This window comes from Donghicola sp., assembly GCF_025210255.1.
In the GTDB taxonomy this organism is placed as follows: domain Bacteria; phylum Pseudomonadota; class Alphaproteobacteria; order Rhodobacterales; family Rhodobacteraceae; genus Donghicola; species Donghicola eburneus.
Map to the genome: position 1 here is coordinate 80,451 of NZ_JAOARZ010000037.1, position 20,016 is coordinate 100,466.

Here is a 20,016-nt window from a genome sequence, read left to right on the forward strand (position 1 = left end):
TTGCTTTCATCGTCCCGCCATCATCACGAGCTGTAGATACAAGAGCCGCCGCTTCCGGCCGCCAAGGCTGATCTGGTAGACCACAATCCGCGGGCGCTTTCCTGGCTCGGTCTCGACCTCGATCTCGACCGCGTCTGGCAGGTGCACATCATAAGTCGCCAGCATCCGCTTGGGGTCATCCATGAACGCCGATTGGAAGGGTTTGTCGATCCAGCCACGCGCTAGCGCGCGGCCCAAAATGTCAGGCAGGTGACGCTCGATCTCGTCCAGCGTCATCAGGCGGGTGATCCGTTCGACAAGCACAAATTCTTCGGCGGGCAAGGTGTCCTGAGCTTCTGCCGCAGGGGGCGGCGTCCAGTCCGGATCCGCAGGCAGCACCTCCGCCGTGGGCGTCCGTACGCCACGTCCAAACAAAAGCCTGAATGGGGCCAGCGCCCATTTCATAGCGAATGCCATCTACGTCCTCTCTTGCCCCGATGTGGGTCACGGGTGCAGTGCTCTTGTATTTATCTTTCGGTCATCTTCCGAAATTTTTTAGCCCTGCGTTAAAGTCTAACAGGTTTGGCACCTGCCTTGCACAACCTTTTGCAGATTTGAAAAGCCCAAGGAGGCACGCGCCTATGTCGGCCGAGCCGATTTCATCCAAAGCCAGCATCCTGCTGACCATCCTCCCCGCCATTGTTGTGGTCGGGGCCTTTGGCGGCGGTCTGTACTTTTCTCTGACAGCCAAACCCGATCTTCCCGAACCTGAAATTGTTGAGGAAGAGGTGTTGGAAGAAGAGACAGAGGACCTGCCGGATCGGACTTATATCGACATCATCAACCCGATCAAAGCGACCCTGCCCCAGCTTGGCGGGACCGTCCTGATCAACATAGGGCTCGCGATCCGCGAGGACGTCGGCAAAAAGGTCTACGATATGCTTAAGAATAATCCGGGCCCGCTTATGGCGCCCATGACGGACGCTGTGCAGGATCTGGTAGACCAGATGCCTCCGGACAGTGACTGGCAGGATTTGCGTGCTGAGTTGCCTGCGGTGATCCGCGACAAAATGAACGTCGAACTGACCTCTGAAGACCGCCCAAATCCGGTTTACGAGGTACTGATCCTGAATTTCACCATAGGCGGCTAAATTGGCCCGCCTCTTGCAGGGTTTCCATTAAGAGACACAGGAGACCCTGCCATGAACATGATCTACGACCCCAAAACCGCACCCGCCACGCCCGCGCCTGTGATGATGGTGGAAACCGTTTTCTGCGATAAGAACGGTGCCCCTCGGAACCGCAAGCGTGTGTCGCTCACTTCGCTGGTCGAAGCACTCAAGACACCTCTGCGGATCGGTTAACCCCCACACAATCCGTGACAAGATCAAAGCCAGACCTGAGGATGTCCCTCAGCTCTGGCTTTTGTATTTTCTGTATTTGACTACGAAGCTGATGCTACCAACAACCATCATAGCGGTTGCAATCCAGCCCGCATCAGGCACCAAGCCAGCCAGACGGACCATGCCCTCGGGTCGCAGGCCGATCAGGATCACGATGGGTAGCGCACACATCATGAAAACGCGAATGCGCATGCAGGAACGGCAGGGTTTACCGAGCAATGCCATGGCTCAATCCTTGCGCTTGTAGGCCAGACGCAACCGGCGTGACTGGTCTATTTTATGTTTCAGTTGTTTTTGCTGTAGCTTCACCGACGATATCGCAAGCTCGATTGCTTTGAGCGCATCTCTGACGGATTCCAGCTGCTCGACCAACGGGGCTTCGCCCTTTGGCACCGTGCCAACAACCGCCAGCGCCGCGCACCGCAGCTCGTGGTCCAGCCGCGCGACCTCGTCCAGAGCGCCCGCGTTTGCGGCCAACTCTAGGCGTTGCGCGATATCGGACAGCCGCTCGAGCGACTGGGCCGATGTCATATGCCGGACCAGATCACTGCTCACGACGGTTTACCCCCGACTTCGGGGCCAATCTGGCGCCATGCAGACATCACGTCCGAGATGCAATCGCGGGCCGCAACAATCTGTGCCTCGGGATCGCGGCGCATCAGTGCCAGGATCTGCTGGCGCGAATATTCGTACAGCTGGAACAGGCTTGTTGCGATGTCGCCGCCTTTTTCAAAGTCCAAAGAGGACTGCAGAATGTAGATCGCCGTTAGGGCGCGGCTGGTATGTTCGTCCGGCGCCTTCACTCCTTCGCCGAACGAGGTCGCCAAAACCGACAGGGACCGTTCGAGCTCTCGTAGGGTAACAAGGATAATCTCGTGCGGATTGTCGACCTCGGCCGCGTTCGCGGATTGGGCTTGGCGATAGCGCGATCGTGCTAGGGCAATGGACATTTTGATGCTCCTTCAGTTTCCCTGACGCTTCCATCGTCGTGTTAAATTCAACGACAATTCCTTTGCATCTTTTAGGCCAAATTGCCTGTTCTGGCCGAGTTAAGTGTTTGTCAAAAAATAAAAAAACCACGCCCCGAGGGGCGTGGCCAAAAAGAGTCCGATATCAAGCAGTTATGCCGAGGCAAAGCTGCTGACAGACAGAACCATGCCAACGTCACCGCCGGTCAGGATCGCAATTCCCGACAGATCGCGCATGCCAGACAGCACACCGCGCAGCGGACGAAGCAGGACCAACTGCTGCCCCAGCAGCTCGTCGACCGGGATTGCGCGACGGATGTCGTTATAGCGCACAATCACATAGAGGCCGTCTGGGCTGTCGCCGTTCTTGAATTTGCCGTTCGACAGGGGCTGGATCTTGATCAGGTCCCCGTCGTCCAACCGCAGCATCGCCATGTTACGAGCGGCAACGACAGGAACAACGTCTTTGCCCTGATGGATCCGCTGGATCGATTCAATCGGCAGCACGTAGCGCACATCGCCAACCCGAACGACCATGCCGTCCAGAACGATCATGTGCAGCGGCAAACTGAGGTGGAAACGCTGACCGCCCTTGGGAATGGACGTTGTTTTCAGCGCGCCGCCTTTGCTCTTTACGTCTTCGACCAGCTTTGCAAAATCAGCATTGCCTTCGATAAACGCCCCGTCGTCGCTCAGATCGACCACCACACGGTCGTCTTCGTTCGCCAGCGAAATGTGGAACTTGGCCGGTTTGGCGTCAGATTCCATACGCAGAGTCACCAGTGCCTTCAGGAAGTGGCGCAAATCGGTGATCATAGTCTGATCGAGCATCGCTTCGCCGCCCGCCGCCGACAAGCGCGCGCTTCCACCGTGCTTGCGCGCCATCGTTTCCACAAAGGACGCCAGCGGCTTGAGCAAGACGTTCGCAGGACGCGAACGCATCGCGACGCTTTCTTCCTGCAACTGCCCCAGTTGGCTGGCCAATTGCGTTTCCGCTTCGGCCAGCTGCTGCAGACGACCCATGTGGTTGTCCATCACGTCCCGCAGGATGGTGCGGTGACGTGCATTCAACGGCGGAGCATCCGAATGCTGGATGCTCATCTCGATTTCCTGCATCAGGTCGGACATCGCCATCTGGCGAACCATTTCCTGGACCATCGCCTGACCAGAGCTAATCTCGCCAATGGTCTCCAACAGACGCAGCCCATCACCGCCCGATCCCATCGCAACGTTAAAGTCGATCGGATCGTCGCTCGCTGCCTGTTGGGTTGCGCCCTCTTCTTCTTGGACTTCCAGACGCATGGTGCTGAACAACTTGGTCGACGAGGGGTCGATCTGGATCAGCGTTTCATGCAGATGATCATCCGGCAGCGTGGTCGCCACCAAGAAGTCAAACAGGGTGATGTCGTCTTGGAACACCGTCACGTTGGTGATCATGCGCGCTTGCTTGGACGACACCCAATCGAGAAACGCTTGCGCGATATCTTCGTCATCGTTCAAGTCTGCACGGATCACGTGGAAGTTCAGACCCGCTTCGATCGCCGACTGCGCCTTCTTTACACTGTCTGGCGACAGAACGCGGTGGAACTCTTTGGGCAGGCCCAGACGCTGCTCGATGCTCTTGGCCGTCACCATGCCCGAGGCAAGGAAGCAGACGGTCGATGCTTCTTCGAACAGCTTTTCGATCTTACTCGTATCAGGGTTGTCCCCCTGATCCAGCGCGTCGAAAACCAGCTCCATCGTATCTACAAAGCCGCGGGCGATCTGGATCAGGATGACGTCCGGCTTGACCCCGTCCACGCGAACACGTGCGAACAAGTCGATCAGCGCCATGGTCAGCTGAGCCGCTGTCTCCATGCGGAAATAGTTACAGGCGTGGAACGCACGGCGCATCAGCCCTTCGAAGCCGACAAACCAAGTCTCGCCTTGGCCGTTGTTTTCCTCGAGCCCTGTGCGCAGTTCGGTCAGGGTATCAAAGATGTTGTCGGCACCCCAGATACGCAGCAACTTAGTCGGGGTCAGCAGATCTTCGGGCACCGCGCCTTGGGGCAGGACCGCCTCAACAGCGGCCAGTTCTTCGTAGAACTGAAGTTCGGCAGCGCGGAAGCTGGTTGCCGTGGTCGCCATTGCGATTAGTTCGGCAGCGCGGGTCACACGCACATAGCCCTGCTCTTCGACCATTTTGATGATCGATTGGCTCAGCTCGTCCAATTCTTTGCCGGTAGGCTTGTTCGCCCCGCCAAAGCGCATGCCGGTTTCCGAAACACGCTTGAACATGTCCGACAGGTCGCTCAGCACCTTGGTGGTGGAGTCCTTGTCGGTTGCCGCCGCCGCTGCGGGCGCAACTGGTGCCGGAGCGGGTGCTGCAGGTGCCGCTGCTGCCGCAGGGACAGGCTCGGGTGCAGGAGCAGGCTCTGCAGGTGCCTCTGCCGCCGGGGCAGGCTCTGCGGGCGCGGGGGCCGCTGCGGGTGCGTCATCCTCGACATCGTCGCCGCCGATGCCCAGATCACGCTTGCGCAGTTGCTTGATCCGCTTGATCACCTGAGTGAGCACGTCCGTCGCGCTGCCCTCGCCAGCCTTCAGCTTGTCGATCTCGGCAACCCAATCATCCAGACCCAGCTGCTTTGCAGCATAGGCCAGACCGTCACCCTTTTTGATGGTGTCGGCGGGCATGTCGCCAGGCGCATCTGCAAGCGTTTTCTCGAAATGCTCGAGCGTTTCGGCGACCATGTCGCTGTAGATCTTGTGATAGACCTTGTCCTCGAGCAAGCGCTTGGCCGCTTCGGAGGGCGACGCGTCATCGGCCGCAGCCTCTTCTGCCGGCGCTTCCTCAGCCGGGGCAGGTTCGGGCGCAGCTTCGATCACAGGCTCGGGCTCGGGGGCCGGTTCGGGCTCTGCCGGAGCTGCCGCTGCTTCGGGCTCTTCGTCCTCTGCAGGGGCGTCGGAACCGTCCTCCATCTCGCCGAACAGATCGTCGTCATCGCCGTAGTTCGTGGGCGCGTCACCCAAGTCGTCCAGCGCAGCGAACATCGATGCCATCGGATCATCCGCTGCGGGTGCAGCAGGCGCAGCCGGAGCTTCTGCCTCGACTTCAGCCGGCGCAGGATCCTCTTCGTCAGTGGCAGCCTCGGTGGCTGCGTCTTCGGTGGAGGCCGCAGCCTCTTCCTCACCGCCTTCGCCAGAATACTTGGCTACCATGCGCTTCAGATCCTCATGCAGTTTTTCCGAAGGGCCGGGGTCAACGTCTGCGCGGGTGGCAGCTGTTTCGTCCAGCATGCCGCGGAGGGTGTCCCCCGTCAGCATCAAAATATCCAGAATCTCGGCATTCAGCGGCACACCCTGATCGCGGACCAGACCAATCAGGTCTTCGCCAACGTGGGCACGGCTCTCTACGGTCGCCAGACCCAGAACACGGGAGTTCCCCTTGAAGGTATGCACAGCGCGGAACAGAGCACCGATGTGATCCTTGGGGTCACCCTCGCCGTCCTGCAACGACTCGAGCGCCTCTTCCATAGCATCAAGGGCCTGCGCACCATCGTCTGCGTAGAGTTCCCAGATTTCGTCCATTTCGTCGTTCATGGTCTACTTCCTTGATGCAACGAGATTCATGGAAAGAGCGAGCGGGGCGGCCAGTTAGGCCGCTTCGACCAGCGAACGCATCACGCGGCGCAGTTCGTCGCCAACACGTTCTTCGAGGTCGTGAGACACAGTGCCCGAGGGTTTGGTCACAACACCATCAGCACCCAGTTCGCGAGCTTTGGCCGCCAGAGGAGAGCCGGACACGGTCACCGAGGACAGCATGCAAATCTTGGCGCGGGTCTTGAGCTTGGCGTGGCGCAGGAACTCTAGGCCGTCCATGACGGGCATTTCGATGTCCAAGAGGATCAAATCCAGATCTTCGTGGTCCGACAGCTTGTCCAGCGCGTCCTGACCGTTGGCTGCCTGAGCAACCATTTTGAAATCAGGGAGGGTCTTGAGGAAGCTGGAGATGTACAGGCGCATCATCGCCGCGTCATCTACGATCATTACTTTGTATGGCATGTGAGGTTCTCCAAAAATCGGCGATTGGGGGAGAGTGCCGAGCCGGTCTTGGCTCGGCACAGTGTCAGTTTAGAAATTTCCGAAGCCACGCTCGTCGCGGTCTGCGTTCGACGCACCAACCGAACCGGCCATAGCCATCTTGCCACCCATCATCTTGGTGATCTGGGCCATCATTTCCGGCGAGAGGTTGCTGAGGTCAGGCATACCGCCCATGGTTTTCTGAGTTTCACGCAACTTGAAGCGACCGATCTCGTTACGCATCTGTGTGGTAGCAGAGGTCATCTGAGAGCTGGTCGATGCCAGTTCCTCGGCCTGCTGGCTGGTGGCCAGTGCAGCTTTGGCGATCTCGCCGATTGCGTCGTTGATCTGCGCCACACCGCGGGACTGTTCGCCCGACGCTTGGTCGATCTCGGACACGATATCGCGGACCTTCTGGATGTCGCCTGCGATCTGGCTGAACGCTTCGCTGGTTTCGCTTGCGATCCGCACACCAGAGGTCACACGGCTTGCCGAGCTCTCGATCAGATCAGAGGTTTCGCGCGCTGCCTTGGCCGAGCGGCCAGCCAGGTTGCGAACTTCCTGAGCAACCACCGCGAAGCCGCGGCCGTGCTGACCTGCGCGGGCCGCTTCCACAGCAGCGTTCAGCGCCAGCAGGTTGGTCTGGAAGGCGATCTCGTCGATGACCTTGATGATCTTGGCAATGTCCTGCGAAGAGGTGTTGATACCTTCCATCGCCTCGACCATCTGTGCGATTTTCTGGTTACCTACGTCGGCGACCTGCGCTGCAGCCTGCACCAACTTCGACGCTTCTTGGGCGCTCGACGCGTTGGCGCGGACCTGTGCATCGGTTTCTTCGACCGAAGCCGACACTTCGTCCACCGACGACGATGCGATCTGGCTGTTGGTGGCCAGCTTTTGCGAGGCGTCGTTCATCTGGCCCGAGGTGCCCGCGATCTGTTCGATCTGACCCGAGAACATGCTGAACACATTGTCGAGGTGGTTAAACGCACGCTCGAAGCTCTGCACGATCCGTGCGTATTCGCCATTAAACTTCGAAGCATCTACGACAATGTCGAGATTACCAGACACGATTGCATCCGACATTCTTTCGATTTCGTCGGTTAGCGAACGGAAATTCTCGCGCTGGCGTTCGACGGTCTCGTGCAAGAATGCTTTCTTACGAGGCTGTTTCGGATAGGCAATATCGAAGTCACCCTGACCAAAGGCATCAAAGACTTTCATTACCGTGGTCTTGGTGTTGATGTGAGCGCGCACCATCTCATTAACCATCATCGCCGCGTCGCGGAAGCGGGCCACGGGGTTCTTGCTCCCGTCCATAAACACGTCAATATCACCAGCGTCGTGGGCCATCGCCATGTCGTTCATCTCTTTGATGAACATGCGGATGCCTTCTTCGTTGGCCACATCTTTGGTGACGTCGGTGAATTCGACCATGAAATAGATCTCACCGTCGTCCTCGTGCTTCGAGATGATCGCGTCGATCGCCAAGCCGTCCATGCGGATCGGCACATCCGTCGCACCGGTCATGTTATCCAGAGCCGAGCGCTGCTTCTGGGGAATCTGGTGGAAGATATCGATATTCGTCCCCACCATTCCCGAAGCCGAGAACGCAGGAATGGCACCTTTCAAGGTGGCTTCATGCGTCGACATCAGCTGACCACACGCCTTGTTTGCGTAGCGGATGATTTTGTCACCATCGACCAGAGCAACGGGGCTGCGCAGCTGGCAGAGCACGCCAGAAGCTGCAACTTTTTGCCAACCGGCTGCGGGTTTGTCTTTCTGAATGGCGTTCATTTCTTCGGTCCTTTGTGGAACATCCGCGTCTTGGGGAGCGGGTACTGGTTCAATGGGGGTGGCGCTGAGGCCGGTTTCTGTCGATTTCGCCGCGGATTGAGTGGTCTTTGGCGGCGTTCTGCGCGTCGGGGATTTGCGAACTGGTTTGTTCTCTTCGGTCATTCTTCCGTTCTCCTCCTTCCGAGCGTCTCAGACTGCTTGGGCCTCAGGGGGTTCCGCCCGCGGCTCGCATACGCAAACAGAGGGACGGTCCGGGCCTCTCTTGGGGCCGTCGCCCGTCGGAGCCGCTGCCGCAGCGCCTCGACGATCCGGCTTGCGTATGTGGACTCGCGGGCCATCCGATCAGGACTTCGCGAGCTTGGGTGCGATGACGTCCATGTCGGACACCAGCAGCGGTACATCCAGCAGGATGACGACGCGCTCGTCGACACGGCCCAGACCGCTCACGACGCTGCGGCCGTCGCCGGACCCAAAGCTGTTCGCGCTGTCGATATTGCCATCGGGGATATCGATCACTTCGCGCACGCGGTCCACGATCAGGCCCATCGGCGCGTCGTTAACCTCGAGAACGATGACAACCGTACGGTCGTCATAGGGGCGCTCGTTCATGCCAAAACGCAGACGGACATCCATCAGCGGAATGACCTTGCCGCGCAGGTTGATTACGCCCTTGATGTAATCGGGCACATCGGGCACGACCATGATGCGCTGCATGCCGACGATCTCGGTCACCATGCCGATCGACATGCCGTAGTCTTCTTCGCCGACGGCAAAGGTCAGGTACATGCTGTCGATGCTTTCCGCTTCGACAACCCCTTCGTCCACTGCCATCCGTGCTTCGTTCACGGCGTCTGTTGCAACTTGTGCAGTCATCTTCAGATTCCTTTCCTGAGAGGCCTGGAAAAAATATTCTCTTCGGGTAGCGGAGGCGGTGCGATCCCGATCGAGGACATCATCACCCCAGCCATGTTATTCAGCGAAACCAGAGACTCGGCCGAACCTGCTTCCCAGGCTGCGGCGGGCATACCCCACACAACACTACTGGCCTCGTCCTGCGCGAATGTGCGCCCGCCCACACGGCGGATCATTCCGAGGCTTTGGGCGCCATCGCGGCCCATCCCCGTCAGCAACGCACCGGTCACATTGGGGGCCGCGTAGTTGGCAACCGAAGCAAACATCACGTCCACAGAGGGGCGCGAGTAACACACAGGCTCACCCTCGTTCAGGACCACGCACAGCCCATTCGGGCTTGGTCTCACGACCATGTGGCGTTCGCCTCCGGGGGCCAGAAGGACGAGTCCCTGACGCAGCAAATCTCCGTGCTGTGCCTCGCGGACTTCGACCTGACACATATCGTTCAAACGACGCGCAAACGCATTCGTAAAGCCCTCGGGCATATGTTGTACGACGACAGTTGGCGGCGCATCAGCAGGCAGCTGTGCCAAAAGCGTGCCAAGTGCCTGAACGCCCCCGGTCGAGGCACCGATTGCAAACACCCAACGCGCATTCTGCGAGGGGTTCGAGGAATACGCATTCGCAGGCGCCGTCGGGTGGTTTGCCGTGGACATGGTGCGGCGCTGCGCAGGTCTGGGGTCGCCCACGCTTTGGATATGGGCGTGGCGCGCCGCCTTCAGGCTGACGCGGATCTGGCTGGTGATCCCCGCAATATCCTGTCCAGCCACCATCTGAGGCTTGGGCAGCACATCCACAGCACCGGCCTGCAACGCCTCGATCGTGGCGCGCGCGCCGTTCGAGGTCTGTGAAGACACGATGACCGTCGGGATCGGATCCTTGGAGATCTCTTCCTTGAGGAAGGTCAGACCGTCCATCTGCGGCATCTCGATATCCAGCGAGATCACATCAGGACGACGGATGCCGATAAACTGGCGCGCCTGCTCTGCGTTTGCAGCAGTGCCGACCAATTCGAATTCAGGGTCGCTCTTGATGCCTTGGGCCAGAAACCGGCGGAACAGCGCGGAATCGTCGATGATCAAGACTCGGATAGGACGCTCAGTGATCATGCGGGCCTCCGATAGATGCCTGCACAAACAGGTTCCCAACGGGATCCCAGATCGCGAATGGACTCTGTGACAGAGGTTATCAACCAGCCACCAGGCTCGGTCGCGTCGTAGATTGCTTCGAGCGTTCCGATCTGATCCTCGCGGTCGAAATAATAGAGGATGTTGCGGCAGAACACGACTTGGAACGGATGAATGAACGGATAGGGCCGCGCCTTCAGGTTCATGCGGCGGAAGGTGCAGCTTTCCCGTAATTCGGGACGGATCTGGAACTGGTCCATGCCCGTCGGCTCGAAGTAGCGGCGCAGGATCATTGGATCGGTGTGCGCGAACTGGCGCTGCGGAAACACGCCCATCTCGGCGCGCTGCACAACGGGTTCGCTGATGTCCGTGCCCAGAATGCGCAGACGCTTCAGCGCGCCCATGCCCAAAGCCTCGGCGATCATAATCGCGACGGTATAAGCTTCGTCACCGGTCGACGCGGCGGCACTCCAGACGCGCATTTCCGGACGTTCTGCGATGATCGGAATGATCATGCTCTTGAAGTTGTCCAGAACCTCTGGCTCGCGGAAGAAGTAGGTATGGTTGGTCGACGCCGCACTCATGACAGCCAGTTCGACATCTTGGGGCGGGTTGTTCAGCAGGTCCCGCGCCAAGCCATTCAGATCCGAATATTCGAACCGGCGCGTCACACGCGCCAGACGCTGCCGCAACAGGTCTTGCTTGTTCTCGGCAAAATTGATGCCGCAGCGATGCGACAGCCAACTCCTGATTTGCTCATATCCGGTTTGATCGACTGCGGTCATCGCTCTTCCCCAGATGCAAGGCGCTCGCAATCGAGAACGATTGCAACTTCACCCGACGCCAAGAGCGCACAGCCCCAACTCGCACGTACTTTGGCCAAAGAGCCGACCAGAGGTTTCATAACGACCTGCTGGCGATCCAACACTTCGTCCACGGGCACGGCGATTGTGCCGCGCGCGGTATTAAAGACGATGCACACCATGTCATTGAGCGGCGACATCTTGTCGACATTCTTGCCGTAGAACTTCTCGAGCCGCAGAACGGGGATGAAGTTGCCACGCAGCTTCAGCATCTCGGTGCCCTTGCTGGCGGACACACCAACCAGATCGGACATGCCGGGTTTAACGATTTCGGCAACGTCATCAACAGGCACGGTAAACAGCTGGTGCCCCAGTCGCAGCAGAATGCTGTCGAGAAAGGCCAAGGACACCGGAATGTGCAGCGACACGGTGGTGCCATTGTTCTCTTCGGAGTCCACGGCGATGCGGCCGCGCAGATCGGTCATTGTGGTGTTCAGAACATCCATGCCCACGCCGCGCCCCGACAGGGTCGAGACTTTCTCTGCGGTCGAGAATCCGGGCTCAAAGATGACTTTCCACAGGCGCTCGGGCTCGGGCTCTTCGGTTTCGCCGAAAAATCCGCGTTTACGAGCGATCTTGAGGATTTTTTCGCGGTTCAGGCCGCGACCATCGTCGATCACCTGAATGCGCACTTCGCTACCGACTTGCTGCGCAGCCAGACGGATCATGCCCTTTTTGGATTTCCCATTGGCTACGCGCTCGTCCGGCGGCTCAAGACCGTGGTCGGCAGAGTTCCGGACAACGTGGAGCAGTGGGTCATAGAGTTTATCCGCAACCAGCTTGTCGATTGCGGTTTCGGCACCGACGATATCCAGATCGATAATCTTGCCGGTTTCGCGCTCGAGTTCGCGGATCATGCGCTTCAGACGGCGAAAGACCTCGCCAACAGGAACCAGACGCAGTTCGGTTGCGGCGTCCTGCACTTCGCGTACGATCATGGATAGACGGTGGGCGGCAGCATCGAACCCGACAAGGTCAAGCCCCGCGAGATCAGGTGAATTTACAGTCTCGGACACGCTCAGCGACAGCTCGCCAACGAGATCCATAAGACGACCGATCTTGTCCGACGAAACGCGCAGAAGCGCGCCGCCGCTGGACTTGTCTGCTGTAGGCTCAGGATTTGCGCTCATCGCGCCTCTCTCACTTAGCTTGGTTATTCTTTACGAGCGGCACAGTCAGAAATCTGCCAGCGCGCACTGCCTCGTCATCACATCTGCAAGCCCCGTGCCGAGTCCGGGGCAAAGCGGTTAAGCCGCGTCGCTTGAATCGAAATTAAAAATGCAGACCCCGTCGAAACCGGTCGACCGGAACAAGAAAGTCGACTTCATCGCATCGACAAAACCGCCGTGGTTTTTCTCAAAAGCTTTCAGCTCTACCGCCGACGGAAAGAAGACATTCACGGAAATGTCGCCCTCTTTACTGATCAGCACGGTCAGACCGGACATATTACAATTGGGAATCGCATTCCCCAGAGTCTCGGTCACGAACGGGGCTGCAATCTGCGCCGCATCCAGACTCGGGAACTTAAGATGATAGGTTTTCGACAACATGACAGCCCACGCCTTTTCAATAATGGCAACTGAGTCTGTTAACGGCCCTGCTTCAGATTCTTTCATAGGTCTTTTGAAGGTGGACTTTATATCCGAACGGGTAACCCTTTGACGGGCAAAGCGGTTCGGGTATGGTCGAAGGGTGCAAAGGATATGCGAAGGGCCGCCTCGATGCACCTAACGAGGTGTCGAGAATCCGTCGGGTGTCAGATATACCAACCCCAGTGACGGGGTTCTGACATCGCCTCTTGGGCTATCACTGTGAGTATCGGCTAGTTTGAGCTCCGTTTTAGGGCCGATCTGAAATTTTTTTCGTTTTTTTCGAGTTTGGCACGACTCCTGCCTTGTTTGTTTCCAACAGCAACACGAGGACCACCATGACCGACATTCTGATCAACGAGACTGCTTTCATCGCTGCCACCGGCCTGATCGAACTGCTCAAGCGTCGTCGTGCCAAAGTCAGCAACGCCGCGGATACCAAAGCCACCACTTATGTCGCATCGGCCGCTGCCGAAGCCGAAATGGGCGGCCAGCGTGGCATCGTCGAAGCCGCCAAAACTGCAGGCGCCAAGCGCGTCATTATTGTAGACGAGGCTGCAACCGAGCTGACCATCACCGAAGAACTGGGTGGCCGCATGATCCGGTTCGATCTGCCCGCAGGTTCGACCGACGCGCTGCGCAACGGCCCCGTCCTGATGCTGTCGGATCTGATCGCTGCTCCTTATGGTGGCATGGTCGCAGCAGACGCACAGACCGGCGCCCTGATTGACATGACCGCCCGCGTCGCCCGCACCGACGTTACCGTTTTCATCAACGGCCCCACCGGCAGCGGCAAAGAAGTTCTGGCCCGCACCGTACACGATCACTCCAGCCGCGCAGACAAGCCCTTTGTCGCGATCAACTGCGCAGCCATCCCCGAGAACATGCTCGAAGCCATCCTGTTCGGCTACGAGAAGGGTTCGTTCACCGGCGCCTCGACCGCAAACAAAGGTATCGTTCGCGCAGCGGACGGCGGCACCCTGCTGCTGGACGAAATCTCGGAAATGCCTCTGGGTCTGCAAGCGAAACTGCTGCGCGTCCTGCAGGAAAAGAAAGTCACCCCGCTAGGCTCGCAGAACGAATGCGCCGTGGACATCCGCGTGATCGCCACCTCGAACCGCGACATGGCAGAGGCTGTGCAGGCCGGCACCTTCCGCGAAGACCTGTACTACCGCCTGAATGTTTTCCCCCTGGCAACCCAGTCGCTGGCCGAGCGCGCACAGGACATCCCTGCACTGGCTGCTGCACTGCTGCGCCGTCACTGCGGTGAAACCCTGCCCGTTCTGACCGAAGAAGCCTGCGACGTGCTGATGGCCCACAGCTGGCCCGGCAATGTTCGCGAACTGGAGAACGTGATCCAGCGCGCACTGGTTCTGCATGACGGCGTCCAGATCACTGGCGCAGACATCATGCTGAACGGACGTCCGGGCCTGATGCCCGCACCCATGATGGCAGAGGCTGCGTAAGACAGCCCCGCCTCCCCGCCCCAAAAAAATAAAATCGAGCAGGCAACTTTAACCAGAGGATCAGAGACATGAGCATCTCCGGAGCGACATCAGCACTCGGCGCACTCCCTCTTTCTTCTACGACGTCGTCGACCAACCCGACGCAGAACCTCAAGCCTTCGGGCAATGAAGGTCCTTCGTTTGGGGATCGGGTCAACGACGCGATCAATAACGTCGCACAGGCACAAAACAACGCGGCAGACGCTGCCAAGGCCTATGAAACCGGCAAGACCGACGACATCGCTTCGGTGATGGTTGAACAGCAAGTCGCTTCGCTGGGGTTCCAGATGACCCTCCAGGTCCGGAACAAGGCTCTGAGCGCCTATCGCGACATCATGAACATGCCGGTCTGATTGCAGACCAGAGCATCGTAATAAGTTTGAAGACAGGGACACACCATGGTTGACACATCGACAGCACCGGTACCCGTAAGCGGCCAGAAGAACGAACTGGTCGCCAAGGGTGAAGCCGCGCTCGCGTGGACCAAAGGCGTCACAGATCAACCCGGCATCCGCCGTGCTATGCCCGCCATCGTGCTGGTCTCGGCCGCCGTGCTGGGTCTAATGGTTTACATGTTCCTGAACACCTCCGGTCAGGTCGCCCTGAACACCGGCCTTCCGGACTCTGAGAAAACCCAAGCCATCGAGCTGCTGAATGGTCAGGGCATTGCTGCCACGATCAACAGCGCCAATGGCCAGATCGAAGTCCCCAAGGGCGATCTGTACAAGGCCCGCATGGCGCTTGCTGCCGAAGGTCTGCCCGCAGGCACCCCTGACGGTCTGTCCACCATCACCGACATGCCCATGGGCACCAGCCGCAGCGTTGAAAGCGCGCGTCTGCGCCGTATGCACGAGCTTGATTTGGCGCGCTCGATCTCGGAAATCAAATCGATCACCCAGTCGCGCGTCCACCTTGCTCTGCCCGAGCGCACCGCCTTTGTCCGCGACAGCCAGCCGCCCCGCGCCTCGGTTTTCGTCCAGGTCGCGCCCGGCCACACTCTGGGCCAGAGCCAGGTTGACGCGATCGTCAGCCTTGTCAGCACGTCGATCCCCGGCATGCCCCGCAGCAACGTGTCTATCGTGGACCAGACCGGCCGCCTGCTAACCAACAACACCGAAGACGAATATACCGCGCAGACCGACCAGCAGACCCGCCAGCGGATCGAGCAGGAAACTCTGTTCCGTCAGCGGATCGAAGCATTGATCATGCCCATCGTCGGCCTTGGTAACGCAGCTGTTCAGGTCACACTGGACATGGACTTCACCCGCTCCGAGGTGATGAACGAACAGTATAACCCGAACCAGACCGCCCTGCGCAGCGAGCAGAGCATGCTGGACGAGAGCAGCAACGGCAAAGCTGGCGGCATCCCCGGCGCGGTGTCGAACACCCCGCCCAAAGAAATGGATCTGGACGCCGAGCAGCCCGGTGCAGGCTCGAAATCGAACGAGACCCTGCAGAACCGCTCGTCCTCGTCGACCAAGAACTACGAAGTCAGCCGCCGTGTGGAAACCATCGTTCCGCAGTCCAGCCGCATCACTCGGGTGAACGCTGCCGTGCTGCTGCGCGCACCGACCAGTGCCGACCCGACCGAACCCGCTGTTCTGCCCGAGGCCGTCCTGCGCGAGATCGAGGCTCTGACCCGCACCGCAGTTGGATACGATGAATCGCGCGGCGACATCATCACCGTGTCGTCCAGCCCCTTCATCGACACCTTCGATGTCTACGAGGCCCCTTGGTACGAAGCTGAATGGCTGCCCCGCGTTGGCCGCATTCTGGCCCAGCTGGTGGCTCTGGCGATCGTCATCCTCGGGATTATCCGCCCGCTGATGTCCCGCCTGCTGCCCAAGCCCATGGAGTATGGCATCAGCCCCGCTCTAGCCGACACTGTCGAAGTTGGCGAAGGCGACACCCTGTCCACTCTGCGGGCCCGTCTCGCGGGACAGGATGCCCCCGAGGGCGCCGCCGAAGGCAAGAAGAACGGCAAGTCCGACAAAGCCAAAGGCGATGTTGTACCGCGCGGTCCCGAGAGCGAACTGCTCAAGAACGAAGCCGCGACCTACGAAGAAAAAGTTACCCTGCTGCGCCATCTGGCCGAAGTCGAAAGCGCCCGCGTTGCTGCTGTGTTCCAGCAGATGATCGAGCGTGACAAGGAGATCTCGAAATGAACGCTCTGGTCCCCGTGAATGAGGAAAACACCCAGCTGGCCGAACTGAACGGCACCCAGCGCGCCGCGGTTCTGATGCTCCTGTTCGGAGAGGCTGCCGCCGCGTCGGTCCTACGGGAACTGACACCCGGACAGGTGCAAGACTTGGGGGCCGCGATGTACTCTGTCCGTCAGATCCACCACAAGACCATCGCCGCCGTCGTCGATGAGTTTCTGGGTGAGCTGAACGAGCAGACCAACATCGGCATTGGCGCAGGTGCCTATGTGGACTCCGTCCTTCACGAAGCTCTGGGTCCGGACAAAGCGCAGTCGGTTCTGTCGCGCATCACGCGCTCGACCGCCGATCACCCAATCGAGATTTTCGACTGGATGGACGCCAAGGCGATCTCGGAACTCATCGTGGACGAACACCCGCAGATCATGGCGCTGGTCATTGCGTCCATCGACGCGCAGCTGGCCAACGAGGTACTGCGTCTTCTGCCAGAGGACGTCCAGCCCGATATCATCTTCCGCATCGCGACCCTGACCAACGTGCAGCCTGACGCTCTGAAAGAGCTGGAACAGGTCATGCAGCGCAAATTCAAGGCGAACACCACCCTGCGCGCCAGCCAGATCGGCGGTATTCGTTCTGCTGCTCGTATCATGAACTTCGCGAAGCAGGACATGGAACAGCGGATCATGAAGGCGATCAAAACAGAGGACAAAGACCTCATGGAGACGCTGCAGGACAACATGTTCGTGTTCGACAATCTGGTGAAGTCGCAGGACCGCGCAATCCAGACGCTGCTGCGCGAAATCGACGCCGAAATCCTTACGGTCGCACTCAAAGGCTCGGACGACTACGTCACCGACCGCCTGCTGTCGTGCATGTCCACCCGCGCCGCCGCCAACATCCGCGACGAGATGGAGGCCATGGGCCCGATCCGGCTTACCGCCGTCCAAGAGGCGCAGAAACAGGTTGTCGCCGTTGCGCGCCGCCTTGCCGACGCAGGCACAATCACGCTGGCCGGTCGCGGCGGTGAGGAGATGGTCTAATGTCCCAGCAGTCGCGCCCCAACCCTGCGCTCGACCGCGCACTCGACCACGAAGACATCATGCGCCTGATCCGCGAAGCTGATCAGTCAGGGTTCGTGCAGACCGGAGGCCTGCCGACCAAGGTGTCTGCCAGCCCCGAAAACTTCCGCCCCAAGGGCTTTGTTGCGGTCTCCGAAGATGAACTGCCTGATCTGTCAGACGAACTCCCCGAAGATCAGGTCGAGCTATCAACGAACGCTGCGCCCCAAGAGGCCCCCGCTACAGACGCACCTAGCGCGCAGCCCGCAGCCCAGCAGATCGACGTAGAGGCGATCCGCAAAGCCGCATGGGCTGAGGGCTATCAGGCTGGTCTCGCCGAGGCCGAAGCCAAAGCGGCCCTGACCGCGCCAGAGCCCGAGGCACAGCCGGAGCCTATGAACGAAGAGGCCGCCATCGCCGCCGCCCGCGAAGAGGCCTATGCCGAGGCGCAGGCCCAATTCGCCGAGGCGCGCGATGCATTCATCGCTGCAACGGATCGACTGATGACGCCCGACACAGACGCGCTGGCTGGCCTGCGCGAACAGTTGACCGATGCAGTGCGCAAACTGGCGTCCGACCGCGCGGGCGTGCAGATCGACACCACCCCTGCCCGCTTTGTGAACAAGATCGAAGCGCTTGTTGAAACCGTGGCAGCCGGTGTCAGCGACGTCACCATCCGCCTGAGCCCCAAGGATCTGGACGCAGTCTCCCCCTTCCTGTCCGAAGCGCCCGTGGTGCAGCAAAGCCGTCTGATCGCGGACGCAAATCTGCGCCGCGGCGATGTTGGCATCAGCACGCCCGACATCTCTTTGACCGACAGCCTGACCAAGAAAGGCGCGAAATGAGCTCTTTGCTGACCTCTCTGACCGGCACTCTGGATGATCTGGCTGTCAAACCGACACCGGAAATGAGCGGCAAAGTCCTGCGCTATGATGGACTGATCCTCGAATGCACAGGCTTTCCCGCCAGTCCCGGCGCGATCTGCGAAGTTGAAACCGAGGATGGCAGCCGCGTGCAGGGCGAAATCGTGGGTTTCCGCGACGGGCGCAACATGCTGTTTCTGGACACCCCCGGTGCGCGCATCGTCTCTGGTGCCCGCGTGCGTCGTTTGGACGGTGGCCACGACGCGCTGATGGGCGAAGCGTTGCTTGGGCGCGTCATTGATGCCGAAGGTCACGCGCTGGATGATGGCCCGAACCCGCAGGGCGACATTCGTTGGCCGCTGGCTGGCAAGGTGCAGAACCCGCTGGCCCGTCAGCCTGTTGATCAGGTTCTGGACGTGGGCGTACGCATCATCAACAGCGCTCTGACCGTTGGCCGCGGCCAGCGCGTCGGCATCATCGCAGGCTCTGGCGTCGGTAAGTCGGTCCTGATCGAAATGATGACCAAGAACACCAATGCAGACGTCGTTGTCGTCGGCCTGGTCGGGGAACGTGCCCGAGAAGTCGGCGCCTTTGTCGGACATATCATGCACGGCGAAAACGCGCACAAAACCTGCGTCGTGGCCGTGCCTGCCGACCGCTCGCCCCTGCTGCGTTTGCGGGCCGCGAACCGCGCCACCGCAATCGCCGAATACTTCCGATCCAAGGGCAAAGACGTCCTCTTGATCATGGACTCGCTCACCCGCTGCGCCCACGCCCGTCGTGAAATCGGTCTGGCCTTGGGTGAACAGCCCACTGCCAAGGGCTACACCCCCTCGGTCGTCTCGATGATCCCCACGCTGATCGAACGCGCTGGACCGGGTTTGAAGGGCGAAGGGTCGATCACCGCCTTCTACACCATTCTGGCCGACGGCGATGACACCAACGATCCCGTGGTGGACACTGCGCGCGCCATTCTGGACGGTCACCTTGTTCTGTCGCGCAAGCAGGCGCAGATGGGCATCTATCCCGCGATCGACATTCCCCAGTCGGTCAGCCGCGTGATGAACGACATCGTGGACAAGGACCACCAACGCGGCGCACTGAAACTGCGCCGGATGATCAGCCTGTATATGGATAACCGCGACATGATGCTGATGGGCGCCTACACACCCGGTCAGGACCCCGAACTGGACGAAGCGGTCCAGACATGGCCGCGCATCAAGACCCTGATCCAGCAGCCCGTCGACGAAAAGTCGAACTTCGTCGACAGCCGCAAGTCCCTTCTTAATCTCGCCGGAGGCGCTCTCGGATGACCCGCAAGGAAAAGCTGATGGACCTGATGGTCCGCAAAGAAAAAGCGAAACTGGGGCAGGAAAGCAAAGAGTTGGGGCAAATTGCGCAGCAAGCCGCACGGGCCGAGGCGCAATCAAACCAACTGAAGAACCTGTTGGACGAGTCAGTTTCCCAGCGCCCCGCGATCCAGTCCAAGGCGCAGCTGGCCTCGACCATGTGGTTCGGCAACGCCATCGCGCAGCAGCTGACCAATGTCGAAGTTCAGCGCGAACAAAGCGCGGCCCGCCTGGCCGAAGCGCGTGGTCGCGTGGCCCAAGCCGAACAGCGCGTTCGCATCTATGGCGAAAAGGCAGTGGAAACCCGCCGCGAAGCCCGTGCCGAAGCCGACGCCAAAGAAGATAGCCGTCTGGGAGAGCGCGGTCGCTCACCGCGCTGACCCCG

Annotated in this window: 21 protein-coding genes; 9 read left to right on the top strand and 12 right to left on the bottom strand. The window is 59.8% G+C overall.

What is annotated here, in order from left to right; translation table 11 throughout:
- Positions 1-6 precede the first annotated feature (6 nt).
- Positions 7-456 (bottom strand): hypothetical protein, encoded by a 450-nt coding sequence (locus N4A58_RS17150; protein WP_293711810.1) that lies wholly within the window; start codon positions 454-456, stop codon positions 7-9.
- A 164-nt stretch (positions 457-620) separates the two neighbouring features.
- Here N4A58_RS17150 and N4A58_RS17155 point away from each other — a divergent pair, with 164 nt between their 5' ends.
- Both N4A58_RS17155 and N4A58_RS17160 read left to right on the top strand, forming a co-directional pair.
- Entirely contained in the window at positions 621-1,130 is a 510-nt protein-coding gene (locus tag N4A58_RS17155) for a hypothetical protein (protein WP_293711813.1), read from the top strand.
- A 51-nt stretch (positions 1,131-1,181) separates the two neighbouring features.
- On the top strand, positions 1,182-1,343 hold the full coding sequence (locus N4A58_RS17160; RefSeq protein WP_177218575.1) for a hypothetical protein: 162 nt from the start codon (positions 1,182-1,184) through the stop codon (positions 1,341-1,343).
- A gap of 48 nt (positions 1,344-1,391) precedes the next feature.
- Here the strand turns inward: N4A58_RS17160 and N4A58_RS17165 are convergent, their stop codons facing one another.
- The 11 genes from N4A58_RS17165 to N4A58_RS17215 all read right to left on the bottom strand — a co-directional run bounded on the left by N4A58_RS17165 (position 1,392) and on the right by N4A58_RS17215 (position 12,724).
- Positions 1,392-1,607 (bottom strand): hypothetical protein, encoded by a 216-nt coding sequence (locus N4A58_RS17165; protein WP_293711816.1) that lies wholly within the window; start codon positions 1,605-1,607, stop codon positions 1,392-1,394.
- 3 nt (positions 1,608-1,610) lie between these two features.
- Entirely contained in the window at positions 1,611-1,937 is a 327-nt protein-coding gene (locus tag N4A58_RS17170) for a hypothetical protein (protein ID WP_143095348.1), read from the bottom strand.
- On the bottom strand, positions 1,934-2,332 hold the full coding sequence (fliS, locus tag N4A58_RS17175) for a flagellar export chaperone FliS (protein WP_072708317.1): 399 nt from the start codon (positions 2,330-2,332) through the stop codon (positions 1,934-1,936). Before fliS ends, N4A58_RS17170 begins: the two co-directional genes overlap by 4 nt.
- Positions 2,333-2,503: 171 nt before the next feature.
- Positions 2,504-5,929, bottom strand: a complete 3,426-nt coding sequence (locus N4A58_RS17180; protein ID WP_293711821.1) for an Hpt domain-containing protein — start codon at positions 5,927-5,929, stop codon at positions 2,504-2,506.
- A gap of 54 nt (positions 5,930-5,983) precedes the next feature.
- A complete protein-coding gene (locus N4A58_RS17185; RefSeq protein WP_072708322.1) occupies positions 5,984-6,391 on the bottom strand; it encodes a response regulator in 408 nt (135 codons plus the stop codon).
- A gap of 69 nt (positions 6,392-6,460) precedes the next feature.
- Positions 6,461-8,368: a methyl-accepting chemotaxis protein gene (locus N4A58_RS17190; RefSeq protein ID WP_293711826.1), complete on the bottom strand. Its 1,908-nt coding sequence runs from the start codon at positions 8,366-8,368 to the stop codon at positions 6,461-6,463.
- Positions 8,369-8,548: 180 nt separating this feature from the next.
- On the bottom strand, positions 8,549-9,079 hold the full coding sequence (locus tag N4A58_RS17195) for a chemotaxis protein CheW (protein ID WP_072708326.1): 531 nt from the start codon (positions 9,077-9,079) through the stop codon (positions 8,549-8,551).
- A 2-nt stretch (positions 9,080-9,081) separates the two neighbouring features.
- The gene (locus N4A58_RS17200) at positions 9,082-10,227 is read right to left on the bottom strand and encodes a chemotaxis response regulator protein-glutamate methylesterase (protein ID WP_293711831.1); all 1,146 of its coding nucleotides are present in this window, start codon (positions 10,225-10,227) and stop codon (positions 9,082-9,084) included.
- Entirely contained in the window at positions 10,224-11,030 is an 807-nt protein-coding gene (locus N4A58_RS17205; protein WP_072708330.1) for a protein-glutamate O-methyltransferase CheR, read from the bottom strand. Before N4A58_RS17205 ends, N4A58_RS17200 begins: the two co-directional genes overlap by 4 nt.
- The gene (locus N4A58_RS17210; protein WP_293711838.1) at positions 11,027-12,238 is read right to left on the bottom strand and encodes a chemotaxis protein CheW; all 1,212 of its coding nucleotides are present in this window, start codon (positions 12,236-12,238) and stop codon (positions 11,027-11,029) included. The genes N4A58_RS17205 and N4A58_RS17210 overlap by 4 nt, the downstream gene beginning before the upstream one ends.
- Positions 12,239-12,355: 117 nt before the next feature.
- The gene (locus tag N4A58_RS17215; RefSeq protein ID WP_245780429.1) at positions 12,356-12,724 is read right to left on the bottom strand and encodes a hypothetical protein; all 369 of its coding nucleotides are present in this window, start codon (positions 12,722-12,724) and stop codon (positions 12,356-12,358) included.
- Between the two features lie 311 nt (positions 12,725-13,035).
- Here N4A58_RS17215 and N4A58_RS17220 point away from each other — a divergent pair, with 311 nt between their 5' ends.
- The 7 genes from N4A58_RS17220 (at position 13,036) to N4A58_RS17250 (ending at position 20,011) form a co-directional block, all read left to right on the top strand.
- Entirely contained in the window at positions 13,036-14,163 is a 1,128-nt protein-coding gene (locus tag N4A58_RS17220; RefSeq protein ID WP_293711841.1) for a sigma 54-interacting transcriptional regulator, read from the top strand.
- Positions 14,164-14,231: 68 nt separating this feature from the next.
- Positions 14,232-14,555 (top strand): flagellar hook-basal body complex protein FliE, encoded by a 324-nt coding sequence (fliE, locus tag N4A58_RS17225; RefSeq protein ID WP_072708336.1) that lies wholly within the window; start codon positions 14,232-14,234, stop codon positions 14,553-14,555.
- 45 nt (positions 14,556-14,600) lie between these two features.
- Positions 14,601-16,367: a flagellar basal-body MS-ring/collar protein FliF gene (gene fliF / locus N4A58_RS17230; RefSeq protein ID WP_293711845.1), complete on the top strand. Its 1,767-nt coding sequence runs from the start codon at positions 14,601-14,603 to the stop codon at positions 16,365-16,367.
- Positions 16,364-17,401 (top strand): flagellar motor switch protein FliG, encoded by a 1,038-nt coding sequence (fliG, locus tag N4A58_RS17235; RefSeq protein ID WP_293711847.1) that lies wholly within the window; start codon positions 16,364-16,366, stop codon positions 17,399-17,401. The genes fliF and fliG overlap by 4 nt, the downstream gene beginning before the upstream one ends.
- Positions 17,401-18,264 carry a FliH/SctL family protein gene (locus N4A58_RS17240; protein WP_293711849.1) on the top strand — a complete coding sequence of 288 codons (864 nt, stop codon included), beginning with the start codon at positions 17,401-17,403 and terminating at the stop codon, positions 18,262-18,264. Before fliG ends, N4A58_RS17240 begins: the two co-directional genes overlap by 1 nt.
- Complete coding sequence (locus tag N4A58_RS17245; RefSeq protein WP_293711851.1) at positions 18,261-19,595, top strand: FliI/YscN family ATPase; 1,335 nt, start codon at positions 18,261-18,263, stop codon at positions 19,593-19,595. The genes N4A58_RS17240 and N4A58_RS17245 overlap by 4 nt, the downstream gene beginning before the upstream one ends.
- Complete coding sequence (locus N4A58_RS17250; protein WP_293711853.1) at positions 19,592-20,011, top strand: hypothetical protein; 420 nt, start codon at positions 19,592-19,594, stop codon at positions 20,009-20,011. Before N4A58_RS17245 ends, N4A58_RS17250 begins: the two co-directional genes overlap by 4 nt.
- Positions 20,012-20,016: the final 5 nt, after the last annotated feature.